Source organism: Bacillus sp. AF23, from assembly GCF_020861455.1.
GTDB lineage: Bacteria > Bacillota > Bacilli > Bacillales > Bacillaceae > Bacillus > Bacillus halotolerans.
The window spans coordinates 36,900-53,598 of record NZ_JAJHVY010000022.1; the positions used below are offsets into that span (position 1 = coordinate 36,900).

The following is a 16,699-nucleotide window of genomic DNA, read 5'->3' on the forward strand; positions in this document are numbered from 1 at the left end:
ACTCCTCTTATTTCTTTAGCTCTCCCATTAACTGTTCTTCATTCCACACTTCAATATTCAGCTCTTGCGCTTTTGTCAGCTTGCTTCCCGCCGCTTCTCCGGCGATGACCAAGTCTGTGTTTTTGCTGACGCTTCCAGTCATCTTTCCGCCGAGCGCTTCAATTTGCGCTTTCGCTTCGTTTCTTGACAGCTCTTCCAGCTTTCCTGTCAGAACGATGGTTTTGCCTGCAAAATAGGAATCGCTGTCCTCTGCTTTTACTTTTTTCGGACCTTTATAAAGTGTGTTTACGCCCAGCTCCTCAAGCTCTGCCAAAAGCTCGAGCATTTCTTCTTTATGGAAATAGGTGATGACTGCGTCAGCCATTTTTTCACCGATTTCATCTATTGCGAGAAGTTCCTCTATGGTGGCTTTTTTCAGATTATCCAGGCTTTCAAAGTGCATGGCGAGCGTCTTTGCAGCCTTCGAGCCGATAAAGCGGATGCCGAGGCCGAATAACAGGCGTTCTAATGAATTTTCCTTCGATTTCTGTATAGAGCTGATCAGGTTTTCAGTTGATTTTTCGCCCATGCGTTCGAGCTGAATCACCTGTTCCTTCGTCAGCTTATACAGATCTGCCACATTTCGGACGAGATTCTCCTGAAACAGCTGTGTGATGACTCGTTCGCCAAGCCCGTCAATGTTCATGGCATTGCGGGAGACAAAATGAATCAGCCCTTCTCTGATTTGTGCAGGGCATTCAGGATTGATGCAGCGAAGCGCCACTTCTCCTTCAATGCGGACGAGTTCACTGCCGCATTCAGGGCATTCTGTCGGCATGCTGAATTCCTTTTCTTCCCCTGTCCGCTGTTCAACGAGAACGTTCACGACTTCAGGAATGATATCGCCGGCTTTTTTGATGACTACCTTATCCAAAATCCGGATATCCTTCTCTCTAATTAAATCTTCGTTATGAAGGGATGCTCTTGAGACCGTTGTACCGGCTACTTTTACAGGCTCAAGAATCGCGGTCGGGGTAATCACACCCGTTCTTCCGACATTTAATTCGATATCGAGAAGCTTTGTCACGACTTCTTCTGCTGGAAACTTGTACGCGATGGCCCAGCGCGGGCTTTTCGCCGTAAAACCAAGCTCCTCCTGCTGATCAAGGGAATCCACTTTGATGACGATACCGTCAATTTCATACGGGAGATCGGCGCGTTTCGCCTGAAGCTCATCGATCAGCGCAATGACTTCTTCTATGCTGCCGCATTTTTTCCGTTCCTGGTTCGTTTTAAAGCCGATGTCGTCGAGAAAATCAAGTCCTTGGCTTTGTGTCTCCACACCCATTTCGTCAAGCTCCGCTATACTGTAGACGAAGATATCGAGATTTCGTTTCGCCGCAATTTTAGGGTCGAGCTGTCTGAGTGATCCCGCAGCGGCATTGCGCGGATTTGCGAACGGTTCTTCCCCGTTTTTGATCCGTTCTTCATTGAGCGCTTCAAACGAACGCTTCGGCATATACGCCTCGCCGCGCACTTCAATCGAAAGGCTGCGTTTCATTTTGAGCGGAATAGTGCGGATCGTCTTCAGATTTTCCGTAATATCCTCTCCCGTTGTCCCGTCGCCTCTTGTCGCGCCTCTGACAAAATAGCCGTCTTCATAACGGAGAGAAACAGCAAGACCGTCTATCTTCAGCTCCACATTATACGCCACATCATCACCCACGGCCTGGCGCACACGGCGGTCAAAGTCGCGGAGATCGTCAGCATTAAACGCGTTGCCCAGACTGAGCATCGGCGTGCCGTGAGTGACTTTTTGAAACGCTTCAAGCACAGCACCGCCGACACGCTGCGTAGGAGAATCAGGCGTTCTGAGGTCTGGATGCTCCTCCTCAATCGCAATCAGCTCCTGCATCAATCTGTCGTATTCGGCATCCGGGACGCTCGGTTCATCTAGGGTGTAATATTCATAGCTATACTTGTTGATGGTGCGGCGCAGTTCTTCTGCCCGCTGCTTCGCTGTTTCTTTGTCCATCTGCTTCTTCCTTTCCTCTTCAATTACTGCTTTTCAATTGGCGCGAATGCCGCTAATAAGCGTTTCACACCGATCGGGCTCGGGAAGGCAATATCGAGTTCGGTCCCTTCTCCTTCGCCTTTCACGCTGACAACGGTTCCTGTGCCCCATTTTTTATGCCCGGCTTTATCTCCGACAGCCCAGTTTAGGGTATCGCCGCCTGTTTTGCTTGCGTAGGACACCGGACGGGAAACAGGGCCGCGTCTCGGCTGCATTTTTCTCGCAGACGGCGGTCTCGTTTCTTTTTTCTCATTTAGGTTTTCCAATAAATCATCAGGAATTTCACCGATAAAGCGTGATTCCGGGTTCATATTTGTTCTGCCAAACAACGTGCGCATTTTTGCGTTGGTCAGATAAAGCTCCTGCTCCGCTCTTGTAATGCCCACGTAAGCGAGACGGCGTTCTTCTTCCATCTCTGCTTCTTCCATCAGTGAACGGCTGTGCGGGAAGACGCCTTCCTCAAGTCCCATAAGGAAAACAACCGGGAATTCCAGTCCTTTTGCGGCGTGCAGCGTCATCAGCGTGATCGCATCCGTGCCGCCGGATTCTTCCTCTTTCTGGTCGAGCTGGTCGATATCAGCGATCAGTGCCAAATCTGTCAGGAACGCAACGAGTGTTTTGTCTTCGCTTTTCTGTTCAAAGTTTTTCGTTACAGACAGGAACTCGTCGATGTTTTCTAAACGGCTTTGGGCTTCAATTGATTTTTCAGCCTTCAGCATTTCTCTGTATTCAGTTTTATCGAGAATTTCTTCGGTCAGCTCGGTAATTGATAAATAGTCCTGCATGTTTGTCAGGTTCTCAATCATCTGTCTGAAGCTGTCGAGCGCGTTTGCTGCCTTGGCGCTGACGCCAATGAAATCAACCTGCTGAATCGCTTGGAATAGTGACAAGCCGTTCATCGCTGCATATGAAGCGATTTTTTCAAGCGATGTGGCGCCGACTCCGCGCTTCGGCACATTGACAATACGCGTGAAGCTGATGTCATCATCCGGATTGGATACGAGCCGCAGGTACGCGAGGATGTCTTTGATTTCTTTTCTGTCATAGAACTTTGTGCCGCCGACAATGTTATAGTTCAGGCCCGCTTTGAGAAGCGTTTCCTCAATCACACGGGACTGGGCGTTTGTCCGGTACAAGATGGCGATATCCGACAGCTTCCGTTTGCCGGAGTGATGAAGCTCATAAATTTTCCCGGCAACAAATTGTCCTTCACCGAATTCATTGTCTCCGCGGTAATAGGAAATTTTAATGCCTTCATCGTTTTCCGTCCATAGATTTTTCGGCTTTCGGTTTGTGTTGTTTTGGATCACTTCGTTGGCCGCGCGCAAAATCCGTTTTGTTGAACGGTAGTTTTGTTCAAGCAAAATGACGCTGGCATTCGGATAATCCTTTTCAAAGGAAAGGATGTTGGCAATGTCCGCCCCGCGCCATCTGTAGATGGACTGGTCGGAGTCACCGACAACGCAAAGGTTCTGGAAGCGCTCCGCCAGCTGCTTCACGAGCATGTATTGCGCTCTGTTCGTATCCTGATACTCATCGACGTGGATGTATTGAAATTTGCGCTGATAAAACTCAAGCACTTCCGGAATACGGTCAAATAGTTTAATGGTCGTCATAATTAAGTCGTCGAAATCAAGCGACTGGTTTTTCAGCAGTTTTTTCTGATAATCAGTGTATACATCGCTAACGACCTGATCATAGTAACCGCCGGCAACCTTAGAAAATTCCTCAGGTTCGGTTAATTCATTTTTCGCACTGCTGATCGTGCCGAGGATGCTCCTCGGATCAAATTTTTTCGGATCGAGGTTGCGTTCCTTCAAAATTCCCTTGATGACTGAAAGCTGGTCAGCCGTATCAAGGATTGAGAAATTGCGGTTGATCCCGATGCGGTCGATATCTCGGCGCAAAATCCGCACACACATGCTGTGGAACGTGGAAATCCAGATATCATCCGCTCCGGGCCCGAGAATGCTCTCCACACGTTCTTTCATTTCTCTGGCCGCTTTATTTGTAAATGTGATCGCCAGAATGTTCCACGGCGCCACATGCTTTTCCGCCATTAAGTAAGCGATTCTGTGCGTCAGGACACGCGTCTTTCCGCTTCCCGCTCCCGCCATCAGCAGCAAAGGCCCGTCCGTTGTTTTGACAGCTTCCTGCTGAACGGGGTTTAATCCGCTTAATAATTGATTGCTAATGTAATTCAAAATTCGTCACCCGCCTATACAAACATATGTTCTATCATAAACCAAATCCGTACATTTCGCTACTCGCCTTTGACAGCTGCTACTGTCTTCAGCGCTTCATCAAAATTCTCATACACAGCGTTGCCCACCACAATGACATCCGCGTGCTCGGCATACTGTAATGCCGTCTCCGCGTCTTTGATGCCGCCTCCGTAAAACAGGGTGGACGTTTCCAATACAGCCTTCGTTTTCTTCACGGCTTCTATGTCCCCAAGAGCGCCGCTGTATTCCAGATAAAAAACCGGAAGCCGCAGCAGCTCAGACACGCGCGCATAGGCGATGATATCGTCATGATTCAGATTGGTGTCCGCCTCCGTTAAAGCCGCGGCTTTGCAATCAGGATTTACGATACAGTAGCCTTCCGCCACGATTTCTTCCATCGACATCAGTTCTCCATATTCCTTCATGGCTTTCTGATGCATGCCGACTATCCAATCCGGATTTTTGCTGTTTAATACACTCGGAATAAAATATAAGTCAAAGCCAGGGACAATCGCTTCAATCGCTGACACCTCAAGGACACACGGCACCAAAAACCGTCTCACCTGAGACAGCATCCGCAGGACATTATCCTCCGTCACACCGTCGCTTCCCCCGATAATGACCGCATCAGTCCCTGACTCACAAAGAATCTCCAGCTGTTCATCAGGCAAATCTTTATTTGGATCGAGTTTAAAGACATGCTTCCACTCCGTTACATCGTACACGTCATCCGTTCCTCCATTCGTTTCTTACCATTTAAACATTATAACAAATTCACATAGCGCGGAAAAACGGAAAAAACCGTCATTCTCGTTATTCACTGAAAAAGGTGTTTTGATTCTATTTCCCCTCTCTTTTTATAGAAACAGACAGTAATATTTTCTATTGTTTGGAAACGCTCCAACAGTGGAAATGGTTACATAAAAAGGGAGGCTGACAGATGGAATACATCATTATTGCACTTATTGCATTTATCATCGGGATCATCGTTATCCCCATCGCATTGTTTGTCTGGATTTACATAAAGGACGAAAAACAGAAGGAGCATTCAATCCTCCGCAATTATCCTGTCATCGGAAGGTTTCGCTATATTTTTGAAAAAATCGGACCGGAGCTGCGGCAGTATTTATTCAGCAATGACAATGAGGAACAGCCTTTTTCACGAAAAGAATTTGAGCAAACAGTCATATCAGGAAAATACAAAAGCAGAATGATGGGATTCGGATCGGTAAGAGATTTTGATCAACCGGGCTATTATATCCGAAACGCCCTTTTCCCAAAGCAAAAAGAAGAATTGCGTGTGGGCCAGTCTCCGAAAATCGAAACCCACATCTATAAAATCGATTCGGACAATCTGTTCAGACGCAGCGAACATGCCGAACGTACCAAGGCTGATCCGTATTTTCTCCATCCGGATGATGTTCAAGTCATCGGCGGGAGTACATGCGAAAAGCCTTTTTATGTGAAGGGATTAGTCGGTCAATCCGCCATGAGCTACGGTTCACTTGGAGAGCGCGCCATTACGGCGCTGTCAAAAGGGCTGCACCAGGCGGGCGGCACTTGGATGAATACCGGTGAAGGCGGATTGTCTGAGTATCACTTAAAGGGAGGTGCTGATATCATCTGCCAAATCGGCCCCGGTCTATTTGGCGTTCGCAATAGAAAAGGGGAATTTTCGTGGGAGGAATTTAAAAAGAAAAGCCGGCTAGATCAAATTAAAGCGTTTGAGCTGAAGCTCGCACAAGGAGCCAAAACCCGCGGCGGACATGTGGATGGCGCTAAAGTATCAGAAGAGGTGGCAGACATCCGGAATGTCGAACCCGGAAAGTCAATCGACAGCCCAAACCGCTTTCATGAATTTTCAAGCGCGCCTGAAATGCTGGATTTTATTGAAAAGCTGCGAGACGTCGGTCAAAAGCCGGTCGGCATTAAAATTGTTGCAGGCCAGCCTGATGACTTGCATGAGCTTTTTTCTTATATGCAGAAAAGCGGAAAACATCCTGATTTTATTACGATAGACGGTAGTGAAGGCGGTACCGGCGCTTCCTTCTATGAGCTTGCCGACACAGTCGGCCTCCCGATTATGACGGCGCTCCCTATCGTTGATACGCTGCTCAGACAATACGGCTTGCGTGACCGTATGAAACTTTTTGCTTCCGGAAAGCTGCTGACCCCTGACAAAATCGCGGTCGCTTTAGCTCTGGGCGCTGATTTTGTCAACATTGCACGCGGCATGATGTTTTCAGTCGGATGCATCCGCGCCCTCGTATGCCACACCAACACATGCCCGGCAGGCGTTGCGACAACAGATCCAAAGCTGCAAAAAGCGCTGAGCGTTGAGGAAAAACAGCACCGCGTCTGCAACTACGTCATTTCGCTGCGTGAGGGGCTGTTTAATCTGGCCGCAGCAGCCGGGATCGATTCGCCGGTTCACTTTTCCAAGGAGCATGTTGTCTACCGAAAAGAGGATGGCAGCACAGTTGACATTGACAATCTGATTGAGAAAATTGTTTCATAAAAAAACCGCCCCTTGCCAGACGGCAGGGCGGTTTTTTATTTGGAAGAAGACTCTGTTTCATTCTCCTTCACACGGTCAAGCGCCATTTCATATGCGTCATTTCCATAATTTAAGCATCGTTTCACTCGGGAAATGGTCGCTGTAGAAGCGCCTGTTTCTGTTTCAATTTTATGATACGTGTTTCCTTCGCGAAGCATACGCGCCACTTCAAGGCGCTGAGCCAGCGATTGAATTTCGTTAATTGTGCAAAGATCATCGAAGAACCGATAACATTCCTCCAGGTCTTTCAGCGATAAGATCGAGTTAAATAACTGGTCCAGTTCTTTGCCGCGTAATTTATCGATTTGCATCGTTACACACCTTCTCCTTTACTAATGGAAGCCGCATCGAGATCAGGCACGATATTTATCCATGTCTTTCCTGGCACAAACGGCAGCCATTTGCCGTCTTTCACCGGCACAATTCTTCCGTTTACATTTTTCCAGTCTGCTTCAATGACGTTTCCGTGCTGAAACAGCAGACCTTTACCCCCTGATTCTATGTCGATGTCACGCCTTCCATCTTGGTCAATAATATGATGGCTGGCTTCAACAATGAAAATATTTTGCATTGCAACCGGCTTTCCGGTTTCCCGGTCTGTCGTCATGACACCATCAGAGCTTCTCGTATAAGCTTCAGTTTTTTTATCATAGTTGTATTCGACAAGATTTGTAACGTTTTTTGTTCCATAATCTACCCGAACATTATAAGATTCATTTACAGGTTTTGCATCTGATGTTTGAAACAGCATTGGATCTGTTTCCTGCTTCAGCTCATATCCCTTTTGTTCCGCCGCCTTTTTTATGTACTGATAAGACGTGAAAGAATTGTGGGGCGGTTCGCTGAAATCAGCTCTCCAAAATAAGCTTCCGTCAAAATCCAATCCGTTCATATAATCGGCAGCTCCGGATTCCAGCTGCTCCTTGGCGCCGGGACTCCAGCCGTGATGGACAAATATGCTGTCAAAACCGTTGCTGAGAGTGACGAAATATTCCCGCGCACTCCGCACAGGTCCGACAGTTTCAGGCATCTGGCTTTGAAAAATGGCCAGAAACCTTGTAATTTGGCCTTCGGCAAGCGCTTCTATGACAATGTCGGCTTTAGACAGTCCTGATTGCGGCCTCGCCTTCGGGTGATTGTTCACCACAACAGCAACAGGCCTGCGTTCAGTCACCTTCTGCTCAGTCTCCAGTCCCGTCAAAGGAGCTTTCAGCTTCTTTGTGTGATCAGGGACAGCGTCCTTCTGCTGGCAGGATACTAGCAGGAAAAACGCGAAACACAGCACGCAAACTGTCATCCATTTTTTCATATGTCGGCTCCCCGCTCTTTTATATTTTAACGCATTATCGATGGAAAGAGTACAGTTTTTTTCATCACGTCGAAGATTCCCCTTGGCGTAATGCGTATATACGGGAGGTGCGTGCTTTGCAAAAAGAGCAGCGTATAAACCGGATCACAATACTCATAGCCTCTTTCAGTCAAAAGATCTCTCAGCTTCTGTTCCTTTTCCAGCACGATGTCATACGATTCCGAAGAAGCGCATCCGCACAGTGAAAGAGGAATTTCGTGAAGGATTTTTCCGTTTTCCGCAAGCACAATTCCCCCGCCAATTTCTTTCATGCGGGAAAAAGCAAGCAGCATATCCGCTTTGTTTTTTCCAATCGCGACAATATCCCCCGTCGTCGTAAAGGAGCTCACAAACCCCTGCACACTTGACGCAAATCCTTTTATCATCGTATTAACGCGCCATTTCCCATGTCTGTCAAGCATCGTTAAATAACTTTCATCATGGTCAAATGAAAGCTGTTCGACCGAGTTGTCGATCTCAATCATATACGGCTCCATAATCACCGCATTCCGCATTTTTACGCCCATCGGCATGGAAAACTGCAAATCATCCATCGTCATATCATATGAAAGCTCAAGCGGGACAAGACCGCCTTTGTTCCAGTTCGTATGTGGAAACGCATTCATATCACGGCCGTCTTCACGCAGAATTTTGCCTTTTGACAGAACGGTTACCGGATTCGGCTGCAACGGGTCCTCAAGGATATTCAGTGATGCAAGTCTTCCCGGCCCGACAACGCCTAAATAATCATCCATTTGGTAATACTTTGCGATGTTAAAGGATGCCATATTGTACGCATCGATTGCCGGAACCCCTTCTTCCAGCGCAATCCGGATGAGCTCGTTTGTCATGCCGCCTTTATAGAAATTAGGCGTAGCGCCGTCTGTTGTGTAAAAAAAGTGGTCGTAGTAGCGGAAGCCCTTTTCATGAAGCTCCTTCAATATGTTTCTTAAATCAGGGCGAATGGACGAATTTCGAAGTGATACATAATAGCCCAGTTCCAGCCTTCTCATCACTTCATCACCTGTCATGGCTTCATGATCACAATCCGCTCCGAACAGCTTCATTTTTGTAAGCGTTTTATCTGAAGCGCCGGGAAAATGCCCTTCTATGCGTTTCCGCTGTTTTTTTGTGGCCTGCATGCAGTGAAGCATTAAATCATCGCCATCTACAAGACGCGGCCAGCCGGTCATTTCTCCGCCTTGAATGACATCCGGATGTTCAATCCACTGCTTTCTGACGTCAAATGGAAGAACGTGATCCTCGTTCAGCACCTCGGTCTGCAGGTCATACCGTGACCACCAAAAATACTGAACCGGAAGCTTTTTGAGCTCGTTCAAAATAGTAAGCGCTTTCTTTTTTCCGCTTTGCAAAAGCAAAAATAAGTTATCATTTACGAATGTCGTTGTACCGTACTGAGACACATATTCCGCCAGCGTTTGGGGATTATATATTTGAAAAGGATGTGCGTGCGGTTCAATATAGCCAGGCACAATGTATTTTCCTTCACAATCAATCGTATGAATTTCTTCGGTTCTATCCGGAAGTTCATGACCAACATAAACAATACGGTCCTGATAAATCCAAATGTTTTTTTTCAGCCATTGTTTTACATATGGATTTAAGACGAGAGCATTCCGTAAAAGGAGCGTTGGAAGCAGCTTAGAGTCTACAACATCAACCTGTGCCCTGATGTCTTTGTTTTTCCAGTTAAAGGTGCGTTCGGACATTCACATACTCTCCTTTACATGTATTAGACTCATGTTATCACATCCCTCTCCATCACGCACGATAAAAACGTTACAAATTTTTGAAGGTTCAATTAAAAAACTTTTTTAAGTAAAAGGAGCAGATTTCATGAAACCAAACATCAGTCTCATCAATGCCGTCTTCCGTATCGCCTGCGGACTGACAATTATGTCAGCCGCCAGCGCCAAGTATACGAAAAAACCTTGGTGCAGAATGCATCTGTTCTGCATTTTTATCGGCGCCATGAAGGCAGGTTCAGGCATACTGCGTTTCTGCCCTGTGACCTATATGTTTCAAAACAGTACTGGTGAAAACCATGGACAGGATCATCAAGAATCGTAAGCAAAAAAGCTTGATCATGAAACGTGATCAAGCTTTTTCTCAGTATATCTCTTTGTCTTCATATAGAAAAAACCAACAGCCGCAAACGCAGCCGGATACAAGAGAGCCCAGCCGCTAAATAAGTAGATCACTGTACAAAGAAGAAGCGCCCCCAAAGCCATCCACCAGCCTGAATCCTTCCAGTTCAGCAGCTTCAGCGCTGCCGCCATTGTGCATATGTAAGATGCGATGAATGCTGAGCTTGGTCCTTTAAGGAGCGTTGTCAGATCAATTTGAAATATGCCGTTTGCCATAAGAACGAAACCAAACACGAAAGCCAGCGCTGTTAATACACGGACAGGTGTATGTTTTGTATGACTGAGCTTCCCGAAATACCCAGGAATATGACCTTCTCTTGCCAACGCATAAACCATTCTTGAAAACCCTGCAATGTTGGCATGAATGGTGGCGAATGTAATAAAAAGAGCTAAACAAGTCGTTACATATACCCCAATATCCCCTGTACCTTTTGATATGAGCATCGTCAGAGATGCGATTTCTCCTTTTTCTCCGTATGCATGAGTGCCCACAGTGACAAACGACAGCATGATATAAAGCACCGCCACACAAGCAGCCGCTAAGAATAAACTGATTGGAACATCCTTTTCCGGATGTGTAAACTCTTCAGCTAATGGGGTAATCATTTCCCAGCCTACAAAAGAAAAAAAGATGATGACAGAAACAGAACCCGCGGCAAACCAGCCATGCGGCAGAAAAGGCTTAAATTCAGCTGCTTTAACGTGAGGCAGTGAAACAGCAACAGATATGACAAGCAGCAGCAGAATGACACAGATGACGAGTATGCTGATGTTTGCTGATAATTGAATGCCCCTGATATGAAGCCAAATGGAGATCGCCAGCATACTTGCTGCAATGAAAGCAATCTGCCAATCCGAAGCCTGTGTGACGTAGCTGACATAATGTGCGCCAGTCAAAGCGATCACTGGCACACCGATCGGAACCGATCCCAGCATGATCCAGCCCAACATGGCTCCGGCTTTTGGCCGAAAAGCAAGCTGAACATAAGCCGTAATCCCTCCTGCGCTTGGCGCCATTCTGACAAGGCGCGCCAGTGTGCCGACGAGCAGAAATGATAAGAAAGACATAAATCCCCAAACCAATACAGAAGCGGGGCCGGCAGCATCAGCCGTGACAGACGGAAGGATTAAGATCCCGCAGCCTAATACGGCCCCGATCGTTAATGCCGCTCCTTGAACCCAAGTAATCGAACGCTGTAATTCCGGCAAAATGATTGCCTCCTTTCATGTTAATGGCTTTATTATAGAAAAAAACAAACGGCACCCATATGCTACAATTAAGCTAAATCAACAACATTTCCTCATAATAAAAGGAATTCTCATCAATTCACTTAAACATATAAAGGAGCAATACCAATGGACGATACAGACCTTCAGATTCTTTCGCATTTGCAGCAAAATGCCAGATTAACGATGGTTGAATTAGGAAAGCTTGTCGGGCTCAGCTCTCCGAGTGCGGCGGAACGTGTCAGAAAGCTTGAGGACAAAGGGGTCATTACCGGGTACAGCGCTGATATCTGTTATGAAAAGCTAAACAAACATGTCACTGCTTTTATCCTGATGGAGCCGAAAAGCTGCAAGCACTACGCCGCCTTTGCCGCAGCTCACCCCGATGTGGCAGAGAACCACCGGATTACAGGTATGTACAGCTATGTGACAAAAGTGGTGACGGAATCTGTGCATAGTCTAGAAGATTTTATAGACGCTTCAATGGCCCACGGAAAACCGACCACGCTTGTTGTGCTTTCTTCTTCCGCTTTCCGGCATGCTTTTGCATAACAAAAAACCCGCAGCACAATCTGCGGGTTTTTCTTCACTTTATTTTTGGGCAGCCTTCAGAGCTCGTGCTCCGATATCTTTTCGGAAAAACAGGCCGGGTTTGATGATCTCATCAACGGCTTTGTACACTCTGTCTCGTGCCGCTTCAAACGTTTCATCAAAAGCGGTCACATTGGCGACACGGCCTCCGTTTGTGACGAACTCTTCACCTTCTGTTTTCGTTCCGGCATGGAAGACGACAACTTGATCAGCATTTGCTGTCAGGCTGCCAATCGGCGTGCCTTTTGCATAGCTTTCAGGATAGCCTTCTGAAGCAAGCACGACACTGACTGCCGCCGTATCCTTCCATCTCAAGTCAACTTCCTTATCATCTAAAAGATCTAGAAGCACTTGTACCAGATCAGAATCCATACGAGGCAGCACAACCTGCGTTTCCGGGTCGCCGAAGCGGGCATTAAATTCAATGACCTTCGATCCATTCGCAGTGAGCATCAGCCCCGCGTACAAAACGCCTGTGAAGGAACGCCCCTCTTGAACCATTGCTTTTGCGGCTGGCTTGACGATCGTTTCTACAGCATGACGCACGGTGTCTTCCGAAATTTGCGGAACAGGAGAGTAAGCGCCCATTCCTCCTGTATTCGGCCCTTTGTCTCCATCAAAAGCACGCTTATGATCCTGGGCAATGACCATCGGATATACCTTTTCTCCTTTGACAAATGCCATGAGGGAAAACTCTTCGCCGGAAAGAAATTCTTCGATCACGACAGATGCGCTCGCATCACCGAATTTTTCATCTTCAAGAAAGTCATGCAGACACGCGATGGCTTCTTCTTCCGTCATCGCAACGGTTACGCCTTTTCCAGCCGCCAGTCCGTCCGCTTTAATGACAATCGGAGCGCCTTTTTCCTGCACATAAGCCTTGGCTTTTTCAAAGGATGTAAACGTGTCGTATTCTGCGGTCGGAATGTCGTATATCTTCATTAAATCCTTTGCGAACTGCTTGCTTCCTTCGATGATCGCAGCGGCTTTTGACGGACCGAACACACGAAGACCGGCTTTTTCGAACTGGTCAACAAGGCCTTCAATTAAAGGAACCTCAGGCCCGACAATGGTCAGCCCGACCTGATTTTCTTTTGCAAATGAGACAAGCCCGGCGTGGTCGCTTTCCTCAATGTTTACAAGCTGTGCAGAAGATGCCATGCCGTCATTTCCCGGAGCGGCAAATACCGTATCAACAAGGCTGCTTTGCGCCACCTTCCATGCCAGCGTATGCTCTCTTCCGCCTTTACCGATAATTAATACATTCACGTCGTTTTCATCCCCTTAATGTTTGAAGTGTCTGATGCCGGTGAATACCATAGCAATGCCGTACTCGTCCGCTTTTTTAATGGAATCCCCGTCACGGATAGATCCGCCTGGCTGGATGATAGCTGTAACGCCCGCTTTTGCCGCTTCCTCGACTGTATCCGGCATTGGGAAATATGCATCTGATCCGAGTGCGCTGCCTTTCGCTTTTTCCCCTGCCTGCTCGATTGCGATTTTCGCTGATCCGACGCGGTTCATTTGTCCAGCTCCTACACCTACTGTCATGTTATCTTTTGCGAGAACGATCGCATTTGATTTCACATGCTTCACGACTTTCCAAGCAAGCTTCAAGTCTTCCCACTCTTGCTCGTTCGGCTCTCTTTTTGTCGGGATGCTGATCTCTGCATCATCAAAGCCGTGCATATCTAAATCTTGAATCAGCAGCCCGCCTTGAACGGATGTCAGTTGTTTTTCTTTTTGAACGGCAGCTGTCACATCAAGTGTCAGCAGACGGAGATTTTTCTTCGCTGTCAGGATATCAAGCGCTTCTTCGCTGAATGAAGGCGCAATGATGATTTCTAAGAAAATATGATGAAGTGCTTCGGCTGTTGCCTTGTCCACTTCACGGTTCAACGCGATAATGCCGCCGAAGATCGATGTTTTATCTGCTTCGAACGCTCTGTCAAACGCTTCTGCGATCGTTTCGCCAGTTCCCACCCCGCACGGATTCATATGCTTCACAGCAACCGCAGCAGGCTCAGTGAATTCACGAACAATTTGAACAGCTGCGTCCGCATCTTTAATGTTGTTGTAAGAAAGCTCTTTGCCGTGCAGCTGTTCTGCTTGCGCAATAGATCCTTTGACAGGAAGCGCGCTTTGGTAGAATGTTGCTTCTTGATGAGGATTTTCCCCATAGCGAAGCGATTGTTTTTTCTCAAACGTAACGGTGAATTGCTCTGGTTCTGTTTCACCGACAACATTTGTCAGATAGTCAGCGATCAGCGCATCATATGCCGCAGTGTGACGGAATACTTTTGCCGCCAGCTCGCGTTTTTTCTGAAGCGAAACATCGCCCTCTTCTTTGATTTGATTCAGAACAGGGCTGTAATCCGCTGGGTCAACGATAACCGTCACGTCCTGATGGTTTTTCGATGCCGCACGCAGCATGCCAGGTCCGCCGATATCAATGTTTTCAATAGCCTCTTCGTACGTCACATTCTCTTTAGAAATCGTTTCTTTAAATGGATAGAGGTTGACGACAACGAGGTCAATTGGCGCAATCCCGTGTTCATTGATCTGCGCCATATGCTCTTCGTTGCCGCGAACTGCAAGAAGACCGCCGTGAATATTCGGATGAAGCGTTTTTAAGCGCCCGTCCATAATTTCCGGAAAACCTGTCACTTCAGAAATTCCGATGACATCAACACCGTTTTCTTGAAGAAGCTTTTTTGTGCCGCCGGTTGAAATAACTTCAACGCCAAGCTCTGTCAGTTCTTTTACGAAAGGAACAAGATCTGTTTTATCTGAAACACTGATTAGTGCGCGTTTAATGGTCATGCCTTTTCACCTCTGTTATTTAATCCTAATAGCTCTTTAATCACACTCGGATACCATTTATGCTCAAGCTTGTGAATCCGCTGTTCGATTGTTTCCAATGTATCGTGTTCGTCAATTTCGATTGCCTTTTGAGCGATGATCGGCCCTGTATCCATTCCTTCATCGACATAATGAACCGTAATCCCGGCAACCTTCACACCCGCCCGGTATGCCTGTCCGACTGCGTCTATTCCAGGGAAAGCGGGAAGAAGGGAAGGATGGATGTTGATGATTTTTCCTCCGTATGCCTGAAGCAGCGTATCACCGATCAGTCTCATATAGCCGGCCAGAACGATCAATTCTGCTTCATGAAGATGAAGCTGTTCAATAATGGCCCGTTCAAATGCAGCCTTGTTTTCATAAGACTTCGGCTCAAATGCAAAGGATGGAATCTGGAATCTTTCCGCCCGCTCGATGACTTTCGCCTGCGGCTTATCGCAAACGAGGAGCGAAACGGCTGCATCCCAGTTCTCCTCTTTCAAACGCGTGACGATGGCTTCAAAGTTTGAGCCGTTTCCGGATGCAAATACCGCAAACTTTTTCATGAAAGCGCAGCACCGCCGAATGTAACGCCTTCACCATGTTTCACTCGCCCGATCAAATAGGCTTTTTCGCCTTGGCTTTCAAGCGTTCCGATGACTTCGGTAAGATGTTCTTCTTTTACTGCAAGAACAAATCCGATGCCCATATTAAAGACGTTAAACATGTCTTCTTCTTTCAGCTTGCCATGCTCCTGCAAGAAAGAGAAGATCGGCGGGATCGGCCAAGAGCCGTGATCGATTTCCGCACTTAAGCCTTCAGGAAGCATACGCGGAAGATTTTCGATAAATCCTCCGCCTGTTACGTGCGCCATACCATCAATGAGTCCGTTTTTCACAGCCGCAAGCACAGGCTTCACGTAAATTCTTGTCGGCTCAAGCAGTTCTTCGCCGAGCGGGCGTTCAAACGGCGCATACGTTTTGTCGAGATCAAGCTCTGCATCGTCAAGAAGCACCTTTCTCACAAGGGAAAACCCGTTGCTGTGAAGGCCGCTGGAGCTCAGGCCGATTAAAAGGTGACCTTCCTTAATGTTTTCGCCAGTCACGATTTCATCCTTTTCCGCCACACCAACTGAGAAACCTGCAATATCGTATTCATCAGCTGTATATAATCCAGGCATTTCAGCGGTTTCTCCGCCGACCAAGGCTGAACCTGATTGTTCACAGCCATCCGCAACGCCTTGTACGATCTGCTCGATTTTCACAGGGTCCGCTTTGCCGACCGCTAAATAGTCGAGAAAAAAGAGCGGCTCCGCACCTTGCGCAAGCACGTCATTGACACACATGGCAACAGCATCTACACCAATCGTGTCATGTTTATCCATGGAAAAAGCCAGCTTTAATTTTGTGCCGACACCGTCTGTTCCCGAAATTAAAACAGGTTTCTGATAAGAAAGCTCCGACAGATCAAACATGCCTCCAAAGCCGCCAAGGCTGCCCATAACGCCAAGCCTTTTCGTGCGCTCCACATGTTTTTTCATCCGTTTTACAGCTTCATATCCGGCTTCGATGTCAACTCCTGCGTTTTTATATGCTTCAGACATCCTATTCACTCCTTTAAGGCGCTTTTCAAAATATCTCTCCGAACAAGGGCAGAAAGAGAAAGGCAGCCGAACTGCGCTGCCTTTAT

The 16,699-nt window shown here is 47.2% G+C and carries 14 protein-coding genes; 3 read left to right on the forward strand and 11 right to left on the reverse strand.

Features of this window, described 5'->3' with window-relative positions:
• Positions 1-7: 7 nt before the first annotated feature.
• From ligA to LNN34_RS12960, 3 genes are read right to left on the reverse strand one after another with little or no spacing between them, the layout of a single operon-like run.
• Complete coding sequence (gene ligA, locus LNN34_RS12950; RefSeq protein WP_059352570.1) at positions 8-2,014, reverse strand: NAD-dependent DNA ligase LigA; 2,007 nt, start codon at positions 2,012-2,014, stop codon at positions 8-10.
• Positions 2,015-2,037: 23 nt separating this feature from the next.
• Positions 2,038-4,257: a DNA helicase PcrA gene (gene pcrA / locus LNN34_RS12955; RefSeq protein ID WP_229043585.1), complete on the reverse strand. Its 2,220-nt coding sequence runs from the start codon at positions 4,255-4,257 to the stop codon at positions 2,038-2,040.
• Positions 4,258-4,316: 59 nt separating this feature from the next.
• Positions 4,317-5,003, reverse strand: a complete 687-nt coding sequence (locus LNN34_RS12960) for a heptaprenylglyceryl phosphate synthase (protein WP_059352569.1) — start codon at positions 5,001-5,003, stop codon at positions 4,317-4,319.
• Between the two features lie 215 nt (positions 5,004-5,218).
• Between LNN34_RS12960 and LNN34_RS12965 the strand changes: the two genes are divergently transcribed.
• A complete protein-coding gene (locus LNN34_RS12965) occupies positions 5,219-6,796 on the forward strand; it encodes an FMN-binding glutamate synthase family protein (RefSeq protein ID WP_106295761.1) in 1,578 nt (525 codons plus the stop codon).
• Between the two features lie 35 nt (positions 6,797-6,831).
• On the opposite strand, the gene LNN34_RS12970 is transcribed toward LNN34_RS12965, so the two are convergent.
• From LNN34_RS12970 to LNN34_RS12980, 3 genes are read right to left on the reverse strand one after another with little or no spacing between them, the layout of a single operon-like run.
• Positions 6,832-7,146 (reverse strand): YerC/YecD family TrpR-related protein, encoded by a 315-nt coding sequence (locus tag LNN34_RS12970; protein ID WP_014479070.1) that lies wholly within the window; start codon positions 7,144-7,146, stop codon positions 6,832-6,834.
• 2 nt (positions 7,147-7,148) lie between these two features.
• Positions 7,149-8,144, reverse strand: coding sequence for a DUF3048 domain-containing protein (locus LNN34_RS12975; protein ID WP_059352567.1), 996 nt, complete (start codon positions 8,142-8,144; stop codon positions 7,149-7,151).
• Between the two features lie 26 nt (positions 8,145-8,170).
• The gene (locus LNN34_RS12980; RefSeq protein ID WP_229043586.1) at positions 8,171-9,913 is read right to left on the reverse strand and encodes an adenine deaminase; all 1,743 of its coding nucleotides are present in this window, start codon (positions 9,911-9,913) and stop codon (positions 8,171-8,173) included.
• 127 nt (positions 9,914-10,040) lie between these two features.
• Between LNN34_RS12980 and LNN34_RS12985 the strand changes: the two genes are divergently transcribed.
• Entirely contained in the window at positions 10,041-10,274 is a 234-nt protein-coding gene (locus LNN34_RS12985) for a DUF2892 domain-containing protein (protein WP_024120452.1), read from the forward strand.
• A 14-nt stretch (positions 10,275-10,288) separates the two neighbouring features.
• On the opposite strand, the gene LNN34_RS12990 is transcribed toward LNN34_RS12985, so the two are convergent.
• Positions 10,289-11,563, reverse strand: coding sequence for an APC family permease (locus LNN34_RS12990; protein ID WP_105954742.1), 1,275 nt, complete (start codon positions 11,561-11,563; stop codon positions 10,289-10,291).
• A gap of 144 nt (positions 11,564-11,707) precedes the next feature.
• On the opposite strand from LNN34_RS12990, the gene LNN34_RS12995 reads away from it, so the two are divergent.
• The gene (locus LNN34_RS12995; protein ID WP_044152772.1) at positions 11,708-12,130 is read left to right on the forward strand and encodes an Lrp/AsnC family transcriptional regulator; all 423 of its coding nucleotides are present in this window, start codon (positions 11,708-11,710) and stop codon (positions 12,128-12,130) included.
• Positions 12,131-12,169: 39 nt separating this feature from the next.
• Here the strand turns inward: LNN34_RS12995 and purD are convergent, their stop codons facing one another.
• Genes purD through purM form a run of 4 tightly spaced genes read right to left on the reverse strand, consistent with a single transcriptional unit; the run spans position 12,170 to position 16,613 of the window.
• Positions 12,170-13,438, reverse strand: coding sequence for a phosphoribosylamine--glycine ligase (gene purD / locus LNN34_RS13000; RefSeq protein ID WP_229043587.1), 1,269 nt, complete (start codon positions 13,436-13,438; stop codon positions 12,170-12,172).
• Positions 13,439-13,453: 15 nt separating this feature from the next.
• Entirely contained in the window at positions 13,454-14,992 is a 1,539-nt protein-coding gene (gene purH, locus LNN34_RS13005) for a bifunctional phosphoribosylaminoimidazolecarboxamide formyltransferase/IMP cyclohydrolase (RefSeq protein WP_229043588.1), read from the reverse strand.
• Positions 14,989-15,576, reverse strand: a complete 588-nt coding sequence (gene purN / locus LNN34_RS13010) for a phosphoribosylglycinamide formyltransferase (RefSeq protein ID WP_059335945.1) — start codon at positions 15,574-15,576, stop codon at positions 14,989-14,991. The genes purH and purN overlap by 4 nt, the downstream gene beginning before the upstream one ends.
• Positions 15,573-16,613: a phosphoribosylformylglycinamidine cyclo-ligase gene (gene purM / locus LNN34_RS13015; RefSeq protein WP_229043589.1), complete on the reverse strand. Its 1,041-nt coding sequence runs from the start codon at positions 16,611-16,613 to the stop codon at positions 15,573-15,575. Before purM ends, purN begins: the two co-directional genes overlap by 4 nt.
• Between the last annotated feature and the right edge of the window lie 86 nt (positions 16,614-16,699).